At 72.3% G+C, this 16,542-nt stretch carries 12 protein-coding genes and 1 pseudogene; 6 read left to right on the forward strand and 7 right to left on the reverse strand.

Features of this window, described 5'->3' with window-relative positions; all coding sequences use genetic code 11:
• The first annotated feature begins 1 nt into the window (after position 1).
• Positions 2-1,549: a condensation domain-containing protein gene (locus ABZX40_RS32385; RefSeq protein ID WP_355745385.1), complete on the forward strand. Its 1,548-nt coding sequence runs from the start codon at positions 2-4 to the stop codon at positions 1,547-1,549.
• A gap of 172 nt (positions 1,550-1,721) precedes the next feature.
• Here ABZX40_RS32385 and mmsA read toward each other — a convergent pair whose 3' ends face one another.
• The 5 genes and pseudogenes from mmsA to iolC form a co-directional block, all read right to left on the reverse strand.
• On the reverse strand, positions 1,722-3,224 hold the full coding sequence (mmsA, locus tag ABZX40_RS32390; protein ID WP_355745382.1) for a CoA-acylating methylmalonate-semialdehyde dehydrogenase: 1,503 nt from the start codon (positions 3,222-3,224) through the stop codon (positions 1,722-1,724).
• A 14-nt stretch (positions 3,225-3,238) separates the two neighbouring features.
• On the reverse strand, positions 3,239-5,287 hold the full coding sequence (locus tag ABZX40_RS32395; RefSeq protein WP_355745380.1) for a thiamine pyrophosphate-dependent enzyme: 2,049 nt from the start codon (positions 5,285-5,287) through the stop codon (positions 3,239-3,241).
• Positions 5,284-6,096 carry a 5-deoxy-glucuronate isomerase gene (gene iolB / locus ABZX40_RS32400; protein WP_355745378.1) on the reverse strand — a complete coding sequence of 271 codons (813 nt, stop codon included), beginning with the start codon at positions 6,094-6,096 and terminating at the stop codon, positions 5,284-5,286. The genes ABZX40_RS32395 and iolB overlap by 4 nt, the downstream gene beginning before the upstream one ends.
• Before the next feature lie 50 nt (positions 6,097-6,146).
• Positions 6,147-7,064 (reverse strand): deoxyribose-phosphate aldolase, encoded by a 918-nt coding sequence (locus ABZX40_RS32405; protein ID WP_355745582.1) that lies wholly within the window; start codon positions 7,062-7,064, stop codon positions 6,147-6,149.
• Positions 7,065-7,330: 266 nt separating this feature from the next.
• A pseudogene (gene iolC / locus ABZX40_RS32410) lies at positions 7,331-8,275 on the reverse strand (5-dehydro-2-deoxygluconokinase); the annotation flags it as partial.
• A gap of 368 nt (positions 8,276-8,643) precedes the next feature.
• On the opposite strand from iolC, the gene ABZX40_RS32415 reads away from it, so the two are divergent.
• The gene (locus ABZX40_RS32415) at positions 8,644-8,844 is read left to right on the forward strand and encodes a MerR family transcriptional regulator (protein ID WP_355745375.1); all 201 of its coding nucleotides are present in this window, start codon (positions 8,644-8,646) and stop codon (positions 8,842-8,844) included.
• Positions 8,845-9,140: 296 nt separating this feature from the next.
• The gene (locus tag ABZX40_RS32420) at positions 9,141-9,731 is read left to right on the forward strand and encodes a GNAT family protein (protein WP_355745372.1); all 591 of its coding nucleotides are present in this window, start codon (positions 9,141-9,143) and stop codon (positions 9,729-9,731) included.
• Positions 9,732-9,881: 150 nt separating this feature from the next.
• On the opposite strand, the gene ABZX40_RS32425 is transcribed toward ABZX40_RS32420, so the two are convergent.
• Positions 9,882-10,925, reverse strand: a complete 1,044-nt coding sequence (locus ABZX40_RS32425) for a zinc-dependent alcohol dehydrogenase family protein (protein WP_355745579.1) — start codon at positions 10,923-10,925, stop codon at positions 9,882-9,884.
• Between the two features lie 142 nt (positions 10,926-11,067).
• On the reverse strand, positions 11,068-13,374 hold the full coding sequence (locus ABZX40_RS32430) for an MMPL family transporter (protein WP_355745369.1): 2,307 nt from the start codon (positions 13,372-13,374) through the stop codon (positions 11,068-11,070).
• Positions 13,375-13,830: 456 nt separating this feature from the next.
• Here ABZX40_RS32430 and ABZX40_RS32435 point away from each other — a divergent pair, with 456 nt between their 5' ends.
• The 3 genes from ABZX40_RS32435 (at position 13,831) to ABZX40_RS32445 (ending at position 15,888) form a co-directional block, all read left to right on the forward strand.
• Positions 13,831-14,427 (forward strand): TetR/AcrR family transcriptional regulator, encoded by a 597-nt coding sequence (locus tag ABZX40_RS32435; protein ID WP_355745576.1) that lies wholly within the window; start codon positions 13,831-13,833, stop codon positions 14,425-14,427.
• Between the two features lie 170 nt (positions 14,428-14,597).
• Positions 14,598-15,551, forward strand: a complete 954-nt coding sequence (locus ABZX40_RS32440) for a PrsW family intramembrane metalloprotease (protein ID WP_355745366.1) — start codon at positions 14,598-14,600, stop codon at positions 15,549-15,551.
• Positions 15,552-15,648: 97 nt separating this feature from the next.
• On the forward strand, positions 15,649-15,888 hold the full coding sequence (locus tag ABZX40_RS32445; RefSeq protein ID WP_355745364.1) for a heavy-metal-associated domain-containing protein: 240 nt from the start codon (positions 15,649-15,651) through the stop codon (positions 15,886-15,888).
• Positions 15,889-16,542: the final 654 nt, after the last annotated feature.

Genomic DNA, 16,542 nt, shown 5'->3' on the forward strand with positions numbered 1-16,542 from the left:
TGTGCGCATCACCGACATCCAGCGCTGCGAGGTGCGCCCGGGACGGCTCGTCGAGTGGACGCTCAGTCCGGCGACCGTGGCGACCGCCGCGGGTCTGCCGGACGACACCCGGCCCCCGGCGTACATCCAGGAGTCGCACATCCGGACCGCGCGCACCGTGCGCGAGGACGGTCTGTATGTGCCGACCTGGCTCGGCGCGGCGTTCGACCTGCCCGGTCCGGTCGATCTGGACGCCCTCCAGGAGGCGCTGCGGGGCTGGACGCTGCGGCACGAGACGCTCCGCAGCGGGTTCCGCTCCGCGGGGGATGGGGAGTCTGGTGGGGGCGGGGGGTCCGGCGGGTCTGGGGGGGCTGGGGAGTCTGGTGGGGGCGGGGGGTCCGGCGGGGGCGGGGGGCCTGAGGGGTCCGGGGGGCCTGAGGGGTCCGCCGGGTCTGGCGGGTCCGGGGCTTCCGGCGGGTCTTCGGGGGGTGAGCTGCGTCGGTTCACGTTGGATCGGGCGTCGGTCAGCCTGCATCGGGAGGTGGTCGGGGACTTCACCGACCCGGACGCCCTGGTCCGATACCTCCAGGACCGTTTCGACGCGGCGGCGGACGCGCTGCGCTGGCCGAATCTGATCTACACCGCGGTCGTCCGGGACACCGACGCCAGTGTCTATCTGGCCTTCGACCACAGCAATGTCGACGCCTACTCGCTGCACCGCATCCCCGCCGAGATCCATGAGCTGTACGTAGCGGCCGTCGCGGGCCGGGTGCTCGCCGAGCCGCCGGTGGGCAGCTATGTCGACTTCTGCGAGAGCGAGCGGGCGGACGCCGACCGGATCGGCGCCGACCATGAGATCGTCGGCCGCTGGCGGGATTTCATCCGCCGCTGTGACGGACGGCTGCCGTCCTTCCCGGTCGATCTGGGCCTCACGCCGGGCCGGGTGCTGCCGCCGCAGAAGCTGATGCGGGAGCCGCTGGTGGACGCGGACACCGCCGCCGCGTTCGAGGCGCGCTGCCGCAAGTACGGGGGCAGCGGGATCGGGGTGCTGGCGGCGACCGCGCTGGTGCTGCGGGAGATCGGCGACACGGAGGTGTACCGGACCGTGCTGCCGTTCCACACCCGGGCCAAGTCCCGCTGGTCGGAGTCGGTGGGGTGGTACGTGGGCGGCGCGCCCATCGAGGTGGTGCTGGAACCGGGGCTCGACTTCACCGGCGCGCTCGCGGCGGTACGGGCCGAGGTGCACGCGAACCGGGCGCTGGCCCGGATGCCGATGGCCCGGGTGCTGCGGCTGCTCGGCGCGGACTTCCGGCCGACCTCGCCCGATCTGTACTCGATCGTGTCGTACGTCGACGCGCGGGGGTTGCCGGGGGCGGAGCGGTGGGCCCAGATGACGGCGTACGCGCTGATCCGGGTGTCGTACGGGGATCAGGTGTGCGTGTGGATCAACCGGCTGCACGAGGGGTTGTGGCTGGCCAGCCGGTATCCGGACACGGATGTGGCGCAGAAGAACATGCGGTTGTACGTGGAGCGGTTGCGGGATGTGATCACGGCTGTGGGGCGCGAATGAGGTGAGGGGTGGGTGAGGTGAGGGGTGGGTGAGGTGAGGGGTCGAGTGCGGGTGCGTGGGGGCTGGTCGCGCCCACGCGGCGGAGCCGCACATTGACACAGCCCCGCGCCCCTGAGGGCGTGGCAGGCGCCCCCGTCGGCAGACCGACCGGGGGCGCCTCCTTGTTGGGGTCTCAGTGGTTGCGCGGGAAGCCCAGGTCGACGCCCGTGGGGGCCTCGGACGGGTCCGGCCAGCGGGTGGTGACGACCTTGCCGCGGGTGTAGAAGTGCGTGCCGTCGTTGCCGTAGATGTGGTGGTCGCCGAAGAGGGAGTCCTTCCAGCCGCCGAAGCTGTGGTAGCCGACGGGGACCGGGATCGGGACGTTGACGCCGACCATGCCCGCCTCGATCTCCAGCTGGAAGCGGCGGGCCGCGCCGCCGTCCCGGGTGAAGATCGCGGTGCCGTTGCCGAACGGCGAGGCGTTCATCAGGGCCACGCCCTCCTCGTAGGTGTCCACGCGCAGCACGCACAGCACCGGGCCGAAGATCTCGTCCTGGTACGCCTTCGCGGTGGTCGGCACCTTGTCGAGCAGGGAGATGCCGATCCAGTGGCCGTCCTCGAAGCCCTCCACGGTGTGGCCGGTGCCGTCCAGGACGACTTCCGCGCCCTCGGCGGCGGCGCCGGTGACGTAGGAGGCGACCTTGTCGCGGTGGGCGGCGGTGATCAGCGGGCCCATCTCGGAGGCGGGGTCGTTGCCGGGGCCGATCTTGATCTTCTCGGCGCGCTCGCGGATCTTCGCCACCAGTTCATCGCCGATGGCGCCGACGGCGACGACCGCGGAGATCGCCATGCAGCGCTCGCCGGCCGAGCCGTAGGCCGCGGAGACGGCGGCGTCGGCGGCGGCGTCCAGGTCGGCGTCCGGGAGGACCAGCATGTGGTTCTTGGCGCCGCCGAGGGCCTGCACGCGCTTGCCGTTGGCGGAGGCGGTGGTGTGGATGTAGCGGGCGATCGGGGTCGAGCCGACGAAGGAGACCGCCTTGACGTCCGGGTGCGCGAGGAGGCGGTCGACGGCCACCTTGTCACCGTTGACGACGTTGAAGACACCGTCGGGCAGACCGGCCTCGGCCAGCAGCTCGGCGATCTTCAGGGAGGCGGAGGGGTCCTTCTCCGAGGGCTTCAGCACGAAGGTGTTGCCGGTCGCGATGGCCAGCGGGAACATCCACATCGGGACCATCGCCGGGAAGTTGAACGGCGTGATGCCCGCGACGACGCCGAGCGGCTGGCGGATGGACGCCACATCGACCCGGCTCGCGACCTGGGTGGACAGCTCGCCCTTGAGCTGGACGTTGATCCCGCAGGCCAGGTCCACGATCTCCAGACCGCGGGCGACCTCACCGAGCGCGTCCGAGTGCACCTTGCCGTGCTCGGCGGTGATCAGCTCGGCGATGGCGTCCCGGTTGGCGTCCAGCAGCGCGCGGAACCGGAACAGGATGGTGGTCCGCTGGGCCAGCGAGGACTGGCCCCAGGTGGCGAATGCGTCCTTGGCGGCGGCCACCGCCGCGTCCACCTCGTCCACGGACGCGAAGGCGACCTTGGTGGTGACCGCGCCGGTCGCCGGGTCCGTGACCGGCCCGAACGTGCCCGACGCGCCTTCGACGGTCTTCCCGCCGATCCAGTGGTTGACGATCTTCGTCATGACCGAGTACTCCTTCACAGATGGCGGCGTCGGGAAGAGACGTGCCGTTCATACAGCTCACGGGCCTTGATCGCGGACGGTCTGGTCGCGGTCTCGGCCACAGGGACATCCCACCAGGCCTGCGCGGGAGGCGCTCCCGACACTGTGTCGGTCGTTTGGGTCTCCACGTAGACACATGTGGGAATCTCCGCCTCCCGGGCCTCGGCGAGCGCGGCCCGCAGGTCACGGACGGTACGGGCGCGCAGCACCCGCATCCCGAGGCTCTCCGCGTTGGCGGCCAGGTCGAGCGGGAGGGGGGCACCGGCATAGGTGCCGTCGGCGGCGCGGTAGCGGTAGGCGGTGCCGAAGCGCTCGCCGCCGGTCTCCTCGGACAGGCCGCCGATGGAGGCGTATCCGTGGTTCTGGATCAGGAGGAGCTTGATGGCGATGCCCTCCTGGACGGCGGTGACGATCTCGGTCGGCAGCATCAGATAGGTGCCGTCGCCGACCAGCGCCCACACCGGGCGGTCCGGCGCGGCCAGCTTCACCCCGATCGCGGCGGGGATCTCGTAGCCCATGCAGGAGTAGCCGTACTCCACGTGGTACTGGTCGTGGGACCGGGTGCGCCAGAGTTTGTGCAGGTCGCCGGGCATCGAACCGGCCGCGTTGATGATCACGTCCGAGGCGTCCGCGAGGGCGTCCAGGGCGCCGAGGACCTGGGGCTGGGTGGGGGGCGCGTCGGGGTCGCCCGCGGTGTAGGCGGCGGTGACGCGCTGCTCCCAGCGGGCCTTGTCGGCGGTGTAGGCGCTGACGTACGCCTCCGGCACACGGTGGCCGTGGACGAGGAGGGCCTCGGTGAGTTCGGCGAGGCCGCTGCGGGCGTCGGCGACGAGGGGGAGGCCGGAGAGCTTGTGGCCGTCGTAGGGGGCGATGTTGAGGTTGAGGAAGCGGACGGCTCCGCCGGGGGTGTGGGGGGTGGCGGGGGTGTCGGGGTTCTCGTCGGTGCCGCTGGGAGCGTCGGGGGCGTCGGGGTTCTCGCCGGTGCCGCCGGGAGCGTGGGGGGCGTCGGGGTTCTCGTCGGTGCCGCCGGAGGCGTCGGTGCCGCCGGTGAAGAGGGTGCCGGAGGCGGTGGTGAAGTCGGTGTAGCGGGTGCCGACGCCGATCACCAGGTCGGCGGCGCGGGCGAGCGCGTCGGCGGTGGCGGTGCCGGTGTGGCCGATCCCGCCGACGTCCTGCGGATGGTCGTGGGGCAGGGCGCCCTTGCCGGCCTGGGTGGCGGCGACCGGGATGCCGGTCGCCTCGGCGAACTCGGCGAGCGCGGCCTCGGCGCGGCTGTGGTGCACCCCGCCGCCCGCGACGATCAGGGGGCGCCGGGCGGCCCGGATCGCGGTGACCGCCTCGGCGAGTTCGGTGGGGTCGGCGCCGGGACGGCGGACCGTCCAGACCCGGTCGGCGAAGAACTCGTCCGGCCAGTCGTACGCCTCCGCCTGGACGTCCTGCGGGAGGGCGAGGGTGACGGCGCCGGTCTCGACCGGGTCGGTCAGCACCCGCATCGCCTGGAGGGCGGCCGGGATCAGCGCCTCGGGGCGGCTGATCCGGTCGAAGTAGCGGGAGACCGGCCGGAGGGAGTCGTTGACGGAGAGGTCCCCGGCGTAGGGGACTTCGAGCTGCTGGAGGACCGGGTCGGCCGGGCGGGTGGCGAAGGTGTCGCCGGGCAGCAGCAGGACCGGGAGGTGGTTGATGGTGGCGAGGGCGGCGCCGGTGACGAGGTTGGTGGCGCCGGGGCCGATGGACGTCGTCACGGCGTGGGTGGACAGACGGTTGGACTGACGGGCGTAGCCCACCGCCGCGTGCACCATGGACTGTTCGTTGCGGCCCTGGAGGAAGGGCATCGCGTCCGCGTACTCCACCAGCGCCTGGCCGAGCCCGGCGACATTGCCATGGCCGAAGATGCCCCAGGTGGCGCCGATCAGCCGCTGCCGGACGCCGTCGCGCTCGGTGTACTGGGCGGCGAGGAAGCGGACGAGGGCCTGGGCGGTGGTGAGGCGGGTCGTGGTCGCCCGGGTAGGGGTGGGGGCCGTCATCGGTATCCCTCCGTGTGGTCGGGGTGGAAGCGGATCCGCCACTCCCGGGTGTCCCCCGGGCCCGCCATGACGTTCAGGTAGTACATGTCGTGGCCCGGCTGGGCGATGGACGGGCCGTGCCAGCCGTCCGGGACGAGGACGGCGTCACCGGAGCGGACCTCGGCGAGCACCTCGGCGCCGCCCTCGCGGGACGGCGACACCCGCTGGTAGCCGAAGCCGTGCGGGCCGTCGATCTCGAAGTAGTAGATCTCCTCCAGCACCGCTTCCTCCCCGGGCCGGTGCTCGTCGTGCTTGTGCGGCGGGTACGAGGACCAGTTGCCGCCGGGGGTGATCACCTCGACGGCGATCAGCCGGTCGCAGTCGAAGGCGTCGGCGGAGGCGAAGTTGCGCACCTCGCGGGCGCTGGTGCCGCTGCCGCGCCGCTCGACGGGAACCTCCGACGCGGGGCCGTAGCGGGCGGGGAGTCGTCGCTCGCACTTCGCTCCTGCCAGGGCGAAGCGGCCTCCCGCGTCGGAGGAGATCTGTGCCCGAGCGTCGCGGGGCACGTACACGAAGTCGGTGGCCGAGCCGAACACACTGTCCCGGCCCAGGAGTCGGAAGGTTTCGTCCCCAACTCGTACGGTACATCCGCCTTCGAGGGGGAGCACGATCCATTCGCTCTCACCGGCCGCGAGGGTATGGCCGCCGCCGGGCTCCAGGGCGACGATCCGGAGTCCGCTGTACGACCAGCCGGCCAACTCCGGGTCGATGGCGAGTGTGTGGCGGGCGTCGCCGGTGGTGCCCTTCGGCAGATACAGGTCCTTGCCCATGGTGTCGGTGTCCCTCCTGGCTCCGCCCCGGCGACCGCCGTCCGCGGCCCTCACAGCAGTCCTACGGCGGTGTCCACGGCGGCGGCCACATCGCCGTCCGCCGGATACAGCAGCGAACGGCCCACCACCAGCCCGCGCACGGTGGGCAGTCGCAGCGCCCCGCGCCACTTCTCGTACGCCCCGTCCTGGTCGGTGCCGACCTCGCCGCCGAGCAGGACGGCGGGGAGCGTGGAGGTCTCCATGACCTGGGCCATGTCGTCGGGGTTGTCGGTGACCGGGACCTTCAGCCAGGTGTAGGCGGAGGTGCCGCCGAGACCGGAGGCGATGGCGATGGAACGGGTGACGGCCTCGGCCGAGAGGTCGTTGCGCAGCCGCCCGTCGCCGTCGCGGCGGCTGAGGAACGGCTCCACGAAGACCGGCAGCCGGCGCTCCGCCATCGCGTCGATCGTCCGGGCCGTCGACTCCAGGGTGGTGAGCGAGCCCGGGTCGGAGTAGTCGATCCGCAGCAGGAGCTTGCCCGCGTCGAAGCCGAGGCGCTGGAGGTCGTCGGGGCGGTGGCCGGTGAAGCGGTCGTCGAGTTCGAAGGCGGCGCCCTGGAGTCCGCCGCGGTTCATCGAGCCCATGACGACCTTGCCGTCGAGGGCGCCGAGGAGGAGCAGGTCGTCGAGGATGTCGGCGGTGGCGAGGACGCCGTCGACACCGGGGCGGCCGAGCGCGAGGCAGAGACGCCCGAGCAGATCGGCGCGGTTGGCCATGGCGAACGGCCGTCCCCCGACGCCGAGCGCGCCCCGCGCGGGGTGATCGGCGGCGACGATCATCAGCCGCCCCGAGGTCCCGACCAGCGGCCTGCGAACCCGCCGCGCGGCGGCCTCGGCGACGGCCTCGGGGTGCTGGGTGCGGAGGCGGACGAGGTCGGGGATGTTTATGGGGGGGATGGAGGGGGTGGGGCTGGAGGGGGTGGTGGGGATGTCGGGGGTGGGGTGCGGGGTGGTCACTTTGCGGCTCCCGGGGTGGGGGTGCCGGGGGCTGCCGCCGGGGGTGCGGTGGGGCCGAGGCCTGAGGTAGGGGGCGTGGTGGGGTCCGGCGTCGGGGCACCGGAGGGGGCGGCGCCGGATGCTGCCGCAGCGGGCGTGGTGTCCGGCGTCGTGGCACCGGCAGGGGCCGTGCCGGGTGCTGCCGCACGGGGCGTGGCGGTACCCGGGGTCAAGGAACCGGAGGTAACCGCACCGGAGGTGACCGTGCCGGAGGTGAGCGCGGTCTCGACCTCGGCCGGTGTGGGCATCGCGGAGGAGCACTCCAGCCGGGAGGCGACGATGGCCCCGGCGGCGTTGGCGTACCGCATGATCCGCTCCAGGTCCCAGCCGGCCAGCAGCCCGTGACAGAGGGAGCCGCCGAAGGCGTCCCCGGCGCCGAGGCCGTTGAGGACGGTCACCGGGAGCGGGGGGACCTCGGCCGTGGTGCCGTCGCGGTGCATAGCGAGGACGCCCTTGGGTCCCTGCTTGACGACGGCGAGTTCGACCCCGGCCGCCAGCAGGGCGCGCGCGGCGGCGTGCGGTTCGCGGATGCCGGTGGCGATCTCGACCTCGTCCAGATTGCCGACCGCGACGGTGGTGTGGCGCAGAGCCTCGGTGTAGTGGGCGCGGGCTTCGGCCGGGTCCGGCCAGAACATGGGGCGCCAGTCGAGGTCGAAGACGGTGATGCCGGTCCTGGCCCGGTGGGCGAGCGCGGTCAGGGTCGCCGTACGGCTCGGCTCCTCGCTCAGGCCGGTGCCGGTGACCCAGAAGATCCGGGCGGCGGCGATGGCGTCGAGGTCCAGCTCACCGGGGTGGATCTCCAGGTCCGGGGCCTTGGGCTGCCGGTAGAAGTACAGCGGGAAGTCGTCCGGCGGGAAGATCTCGCAGAAGGTGACCGGCGTCGGCAGTCCGGACACCGGGGTGACCCAGCGGTCGTCCACGCCGAAGCCGCGCAGCGCCTCGTGGAGGTAGGTGCCGAAGGGGTCGTCGCCGGTGCGGGTGATCACGGCGGTGCCCCGGCCGAGGCGGGCCGCGGCGACCGCGACATTGGTCGCCGAGCCGCCGAGGAACTTGCCGAAGGACGTCACCCGCGGCAGCGGGACCCCGGTCTGCAAGGGGTACAGGTCCACCCCGATCCGCCCCATGGTGATCAGGTCGTACGCCATCGAGTTCCCTTCACACGCGTCACTCTTCGAGGTCCTTCACGCCGTCGCTCCGGCTTCCAGCCCGTTTTCTAGTCCGTTTTCTAGTCCGGCGCCGGTGATCCTGTCAATGCTTTGTCCAGACATTCTGACCTCAAGACTTGATTGATCTCCACCCGACCCTTTGCATCACTTCCGTCACAAACAACACCCCCGTGTCATATCTGTCCCATATGCGCGAATTCTCCGTCACATCCCGTCCACAGACCCGACCCGCCACTCACGCTCCATCGCCGAGCGGGCACAGGCTGGGTGATCGCCAGCGCAGCGCCCGGATCCCCCGTCGGCCGTCCCAGGGCCACCGCCGCGGCGCGCGCGGGGAGGTGCGACTCATGACCGACCGACGGCTCTGGTCCTACCGGGAGATCGCCGCGCACATCCGGGTCCAGCCGGACACCGTGCGCTCCTACCGCAAGCACGGGCTGCTGCCGCCGCCGGACCAGGTCGAGGGCGGCCGGCCCTACTGGTACGCCGACACCGTCCGCACCTGGGTCGCCGCGCGACCGGGCAACCGCAGCCGACGGGAGGGCTGACCGGAGACCGACCGACCGTCGGCGGGGGGGGCGGCTGTCGGCGGGGCCAGCCTCCGGGTGGGCCGACCACCGGGTGGACCGACCGCCGGCGGGGTCGACCGCCAGGAGGGCCGACCGCCGGGAGGGCCGACCGCCGGGAGGGCCGACCGCCGGGAGGGCCGACCGCCGGGAGGGCCGACCGCCGGGAAGGACGGCCCCCTGCCGGAAGGACTCACCGCCGAGAGAGCCGGGCCCACTCCCGGGTGGGCCCGGATATTGGATTGCCCGGCCGGTGACGTGCCGCGCAGGATCCTGGGATGAGCTTTCTGGAGAAACCCGTGCTCACCGGCGACCGCACCGTGCTGCGGCCGTTCACCGGGGACGACACGGACACCATGTGGGCGATCCTCCAGGACCCGGAGGTCCTGCGCTTCACCTTCGACCCGGCCTCGGCGGACATGTCCTACGAGCGGGTACGTTCCTGGTACACCACCCGGACCGACCAGCCCGACCGCCTCGACCTCGCCGTCACCGACCGCGCGACCGGCGACCTGGTCGGCGAGGTCGTCCTCAACGAGTGGGACCCCCACACCCGCAGCTGCAACTTCCGCACCCTCATCGGCCCCCGTGGCCGCAACCGCGGCCTCGGCACCGAGGCCACCCGTCTGATCGTCGCCCATGGCTTCGAACGGCTCGGCCTCCACCGGATCTCCCTGGAGGTCTACGCCGACAACCCGCGCGCCCGCCGCGCCTACGAGAAGGCCGGCTTCCGCCATGAGGGCACCCGCCGGGAGTCCGCCCTGCGCGAGGGCCGCTGGGTCGACGAGGTCCTGATGGGGATCCTGGAGAACGAGTGGGTGACCCGGGGCGCCGGGGGCCCGGCCCCGGAGGCCGGGCAGCGGGAGTGAGCGAGCCCCTCCCTGGAGGCGGCGATCAGGGGTGGGGGACCGGAGGACATCGGGGGCCGGAGCAAATCGGGGGGGATGGCGGATGTCGGGGGGATGGCGGATGTCGGGGGAGGGACGGAGCAGATCGGGGCCCGGAGGGGACCAAGGCCCTCAGCGCCAAGGGTTGATCACCGTCACCCCCGCCCCGGGCGCCGCCCCCATCGCGTCCAGCGCCGCCGGTACCGCGTCCAGCCCGATCTCCGTCGTCACCAGCAGATCCGGTCGCAGCACCCCCGCGCTCACCAGCTCCAGCATCGCCGGATAGTCGTGCGCGGCCATGCCATGACTGCCGAGGATCTCCAGCTCCAGGGCGATGGCGCGGGCCATGGGGACGGGGGTCGTCCCGGTGTCCGAGGGGAGCAGGCCGACCTGGAGGTGACGGCCCCGGCGCCGCAGCCCGTTCACCGACGCGGCGCAGGTGACCGGCGACCCGAGCGCGTCCAGCGACAGCTGCGCCCCACCGCCGGTCACCTCCCGTACGACCGCCGCCGTGTCGACCGCCTCCGAGGCGTCCACGCACCGCACCGCACCGAATCTCCGCGCCAGCTCCAGCGCCCCCGGCGACACATCCACCGCCACCACCCGCGCCCCGGCCGCCGCCGCGATCATCACCGCCGACAGCCCGACCCCACCGCATCCGTGCACCGCGACCCACTCCCCCGCCGCCACCCGTCCCTGCCGCACCACCGCCCGGAACGCCGTCGCGAACCGGCACCCCAGCGCCGCCGCCGTCCCGAACGCCATCCCCTCCGGCATCGCCACCAGGTTCACATCCGCGTGGTCCAGCGCCACATACTGCGCGAACGAACCCCAGTGGGTGAACCCGGGCTGGGTCTGCCGCTCGCACACCTGCTGGTCCCCGGCCGCGCAGGCGGCGCAGCTTCCGCAGGCGCAGACGAAGGGCACCGTCACCCGGTCGCCGGTCCGCCAACGGGACACCCGGTCGCCGACCGCCGCCACGACCCCGGCGAGTTCATGCCCCGGCACATGCGGGAGCGTGATGTCCGGATCGTGGCCCCGCCAGCCGTGCCAGTCGCTCCGGCACAGCCCCGTCGCCTCGACCCGCACCACCACCCCGTGCCCGGCGGGCTCCGGCTCCGCCACGTCCCGCACCTCGGCCGGAACCCCGAACCGCTCGACCACGACCGCGCGCATCCGCGCCACCCCACCTGTTCTGTCTTCCGTGACATGCCGGGCCTGCGCGGCCCGTACGGCGGCCGTCACCGGCTTCCCGGCTTCCCGGCTTCCCGGCTCCCCGGCTCCCCGGCTCCCCGGCTCCCCGGCGAACGGTAACGCCCTACCTCCGGCCCACCGCTTCCTCCTCCCGCCGCTCGCCGGACTCCCCTCGCTCACCGGGCTTCCCTCGCTCCCGGACCGCCGTGACCGTCGCCCCCTTCTCCAGTCCCTCGCCAGGCCGTGCCCCGCCGCCGTCCGCCCCGGCGCTCTCCCCCTCGCTCACCCCGAACCGCGCGTGGAGTCTGCGCAGTGGGCCGGGGGCCCACCAGGTCGCCCGGCCGGTGAGGCGCATCACCGAGGGGACCAGAAGGCTGCGCACGACCATCGCGTCCATCAGGACCGCCAGCGCGATACCGAGGCCCAGCATCTTGGTGTTGGTGACCCGGGAGGTGCCTATCGCGATCAGGACGACCGCCAGGATGACCGCCGCCGCGGTGATCAGACCGCCCGTGCGCTGGAGTCCGTGCCGCACGGCGCCCTCGTGGTCGCCCGTTCTGTCGTACTCCTCCTTGATGCGGGAGAGCAGGAACACGCCATAGTCCATGGAGAGACCGAAAGCGACGCAGAACATCAGGACCGGGACCGTCGTCTCGATGGAGCCGGGGCTCGTGAAGCCCAGGAGGCCGGAGAGATGGCCGTCCTGGAAGACCCACACCACCGCGCCGAACATCGCCGTGAGACTGAGCGCGTTCAGCAGCACCGCCTGGATCGGGATGAGCACACTGCCGGTGAGCAGGAACACCAGGACCAGGGTGACGACGGCGATGAAGGCCAGGCCCCAGGGCAGCTTGTCGGCGATGGCGTCCTTGGAGTCGACCAGGACCGCCGCCGCGCCCGTCACACTGGTGTCGAACGGGGCGTCGACCGCGCGCAGTTCGCCGACCAGCCGCTGGGCGGGTTCGTCGACGGTGTCGCCGCTGGGCAGCACAGTGAAGTACGCCGTGTCCCCGTTGACCAGCGGTCCTTCCACCCGCTGCACCTCGGGCAGGGCCGAGATCCGCTCCCGGTAGTCGGCGTACTGGGCCTCGGTCGCCCCACCCTCGGCCAGTACCTCCAGGCCGCCGCCGGGGCTGCCGGGGAAGCCCTCGCGGATGTGCTGCTGGACGACATGGGACTCGGCGTCGGCCGGGAGCTGGCGGTCGTCCGCCGTCCCGAACCTCACGCCCAGGAACGGCAGCCCCAGCAGGACCAGTACGGCCGTGGTGCCCAGGGCGAAGAACGGGGCCCGGCGCATCACCAGCGTCGCCGTCCGCCCCCAGGCCCGGCCCTCCTCCGCGGCAGGCCGGGGTGGGCGGCCCCGCCGCAGCAGCCGACGCAGATCCAGCGCGTTGACCCGGTGGCCGAGCAGCAGCAGCGCCGCCGGGAGCAGGATCAGCGCGGCGGCAGCGGCCAGCAGGACCACCGCGATCCCGGCGTAGGCGAAGGAGCGCAGGAAGTACTGCGGGAAGAGCAGCATCGCCGCGAGCGAGACCGCCACGGTGAGGGCGGAGAAGAGGACCGTCCGCCCCGCTGTGCGCAGGGTCGTGGCGACGGAGGTCAGCGGGTCGTGTCCCGCGGTCAGCTCCTCGCGGAAGCGGCGGACGATGAAGAGGGCGTAGTCGACGGCCAGGCCGAGGCCGAGGGCCGTGGTGAGGTTGAGGGCGAAGACGGAGACATCGGTGACCTCGGAGAGACCGCGCAGCACGGCGTTGGTGCCGAGGATCGCCACGATGCCGATCCCGAGCGGCAGCAGGGCGGCGACCGCGCTGCCGAAGACCATCACCAGCAGCACCAGGGTCACCGGCAGGGCGATGATCTCGGCCCGCAGCAGGTCCTCCTGGATGGTCGTCTGCATCTCGTGCTGCACGGAGATCATGCCGCCGAGGCGTACCTCCACCGGCCCGTGCGTCCCGCGCAGTGCGGGGGCGATGCGCTCCAGGGTCCGGGCGGCCTCGCTCTCCTCGCCGGTGATCCGGGCCGTGATCACCGCCTCGTGCCCGTCCTCCGCGCGCAGGGCGGGGGAACGGGTCTGCCAGTAGGAGCCGACGCCGGTGACCCCCTCCTCGGCGGTGAGCTGCCCGATCAGCCGGTCGGCCTCGGCGGCCACCGCCGGATCGTCGACCGAAGCCTCACCGGCGTCGACCAGCAGCAGGACATTGGGCTGGGAGCCGGGGAACTCGCGTTCCAGGGCACGGGTGGCGTACGTCGACTCGGCGTCGGGGTCCTCCCAGCCGCCGCTGCCGAGCCGGTCGGCGACACCGCCGCCGGCCAGCACCGCGAGCGCGGTGAGCACCAGCGCCACCAGCAGTGACAGCCGGGGCCGAGCGGTGACGAACCGGGTCCAGCCGCTGGGCCGCGCCGGGCTCGGTGGCGTGTTGACTTCGGTCATCCTGCGGTGTCCCCTTCACCAAGACCCGTGCTGGCGGATGCGCGCGTGTGCGCAGACAGGCGGCATGGGTCTGCCATTGCCAATAGACTGGCAAACACGAGAGATCGCTCGCGTTTCACCAGAATGCGAGTGACCACTCGTGTTTGTCAATCGCGTTCGGAGAGCTGGGGATAACTCGTGCCCGACACACCCGCACCCACGAAGGCGGATGAGCACGTGACACCGGATGAGCCCGCCGCGCCGGGCGGTTCCGCCGCGCCGGAAAAGTCCCGCACGACCCGGTCGAAGGCGGCCCGCACGCCCGCCTCCCCGGACACCCCGACCACTCCGGACACTCCGGCCGCTCCGACCACCCCGGACAACCCTCACGCCCCCCGCACCCCCCAGAAGGCCGTCACCCCCTCCCCCACCTCCGACGACCGCCCCAAGCGCCGTCAGGCCCGCGGGGAGCGGCGTATCGCGCAGCTCCTGGAGGCCGCCGCGACCGTCTTCACCACGACGGGCTACACGGCCGCCAGCACCAACGCCATCGCCCGGGAGGCCGGTGTCTCGCCGGGGACGCTCTATCAGTTCTTCCCGAACAAGGAAGCGATCGCGATCGAGCTGGGCGAGCGGCTGATGCAGGAGATGCGGGAGGCGTACGGCACGGCGCTGCGGCCGGTGGCCCCGGAGACCCCGCTGGAGGAGGTGGTCGGCGCGGCCGTGGACCGGTTCATCGCCTTCAACTGCGCCCGTCCGGTGTTCTTCGCGCTGATGCACGGCCCCGACGCTCCCGGCCGCATCACCGAGCAGCACGACGCGCTACATGTGACGCTGCTCAGCCGGATCCAGGACCTGCTGCTGTCGGTCGTGCCCGACGCGCCGCACGCCGATGTCGAGCGGGTCGCCAACGTCTGTCTGAGCATCTACATGGGGGGCCTGGAACTGGTTCTGGCCACCGAGGGCACCCAGCGCGACGCGTACATCCAGGAGCTGAAGGCCGTCCTGATCCGCTACCTCGAACCGTTCACCACCTCCCATGAGAACCAGCCCGGCCCGCCCGCGACCCGCTGAACCCACGACTCGCTGAACCCACAACCCTCCGAACCCACGACCCTCCAAACCCGCAAGCCTCCGAACCCACGGCTCCCGCGTCGACCTGCGCCACGCCCCCACCACCCTTAAGGTCGGACAAATCGGCCAGAAGTGGCCGTACCGCAGCCAGGAGTGACGAGGGAACGACCGTGACCCACACCCCGCCGCCGTCCGGCACGCCCCGAGCCCGTATCCCCGGCCCGCAGCAGCCGCCGCCGGACCGGCCGCAGATCCGGGCGGGGCTGTGGAAGCGCTGCCTGTGGGGCGGGCTGGCCCTGTGGGTGCTGACCGCGCTGGTCACGTACGCCACCAAGAACTCCACCCTGCTGCCGACGCTGATCCTGCTCGGCAGCTTTCTGGTGCCGGTGACCTTCACGCTGTGGGCGTACGAGCGGCACGGGCGGGATCTCGGGGCAGGGGTGATCCTCGGCTGTTTCCTGACCGGCGGCACGCTCGGCGTGCTGGGCGCCTCGGTGATGGAGTACTACCTGCTGCACCCGTCCGTATGGATGTTCGTCGGCGTCGGGCTGATCGAGGAGGCGGTGAAGCTCGGCGCGCTGATGTTCGTCCTGCGCCACCGGACCTGGATCCGGGGCACGCGCGCGGGACTGGTGCTCGGCGCGACGGTCGGGTTCGGTTTCGCCGCCCTGGAGAGCGCGGGCTACGCCTTCAACGCCGCCGTCTCGACCCGGGGCATCGATCTGCGGGCGCTGCTGGAGACCGAGATCCTGCGCGGCGTCCTGGCCCCGTTCGGGCACGGGCTGTGGACGGCTGTCGCCGGTGCCGTGCTGCTGTCGTACCGCCGCCCGGACGGCCGGTTCCGGATCACCGGGGCGGTGGTGGGGACGTATCTCGGGGTGTCGTTGCTGCACGCGCTGTGGGACTCGACGCACGGCATCGCGGTCTGGCTGGTCACCCTGCTGACCGAGACCGGTCTCCAGCGCGCGCTGTTCGCGGAGGGCTACATCCCGCGCCCCACCACGGAGCAGCAGCATCTGTTCCTGGTGTTCTCGGTCGGCGGGATGGTCGTGGTGGCGCTGCTGGGACTGGTCTGGGCGCGGTCGCTGGCCCGGCGGGATCCCTCTTGGAGAAATACCCCCTAGGGGTATAGAGTGAGAGTCGTGAGCCCTGGGGGCCACAGCTGTCACATCCATCTCGTACGCCACACCCATCTCCACCTGCCTCCACGAGGAGAACGACATGACCGCCCAGACCGACACCTCCGGTTCCGTCACCACCGTCTACCAGGTGACCGGGATGACCTGCGGGCACTGCGAAGGGGCCGTGACCGAGGAGATCTCGCGGCTCGCGGGCGTCAGCGCGGTGCAGGCCGTCGCGTCGTCCGGCGAGGTCACCGTCGTCTCCGCCGCGCCCCTGGACGAGGACGCCGTCCGCGCGGCCGTGGACGAGGCCGGCTACGAGCTGACCGGCCGCGCCTGAGCGACTCCCCGGAACGACCGGAACACCAGGAACGTCAGCACCGTCAGCACCGTCAGGAACATCAGGAACGACCGGGAGAACCGGGGTGATCCGCCGGGGCCGGGCCGCACCCGAGGGCTACGGAAGCCCGCCGGGGCACGGCCCGGTCCCGCCGCGTCCACGGACATCTCCGACGCGCCGACGCACTGGAAAACCGCATACAACGGCCACCGCCGCCGCACCCGGACGCACCGGCTCCGCACGGTGACGGGACGGCCGCGATTGCGTACGTTCCGTTGACCTGCGGAGCGTCCGGCGGTGAAGTTACCGGCGGTTCGCCGAAGTCGTGACCTGGGCCCCTCTGGAGTCCGGCGCGCCCCTCACATAAGCTCTTCACAAGGCTCGCGCATCTTCCTTACGCTTGGACCCCGTTCACCTCATCGGGCCCCTTGCGTAGCAAACGGGACATATGCAAGAGACGCAGATCACAGTGATGCGAACGTAACCATCGAAGGGGTTCGAAGGTCTAAGTTGACGATGTCAGACGGCGTCTTGGGGGGCGTCGGATGGCGTCTGGGGATGTCTTGGGGGACTTCCTCAGAACTGCGTTGCCGGGACACGTACAACCGGGGAGCTTTGAGCGGCCCTCCCAGCGTGCGCTGTCCCGGCAGATGC

Source organism: Streptomyces sp. NPDC004610 (assembly GCF_040609715.1).
GTDB lineage: Bacteria > Actinomycetota > Actinomycetes > Streptomycetales > Streptomycetaceae > Streptomyces.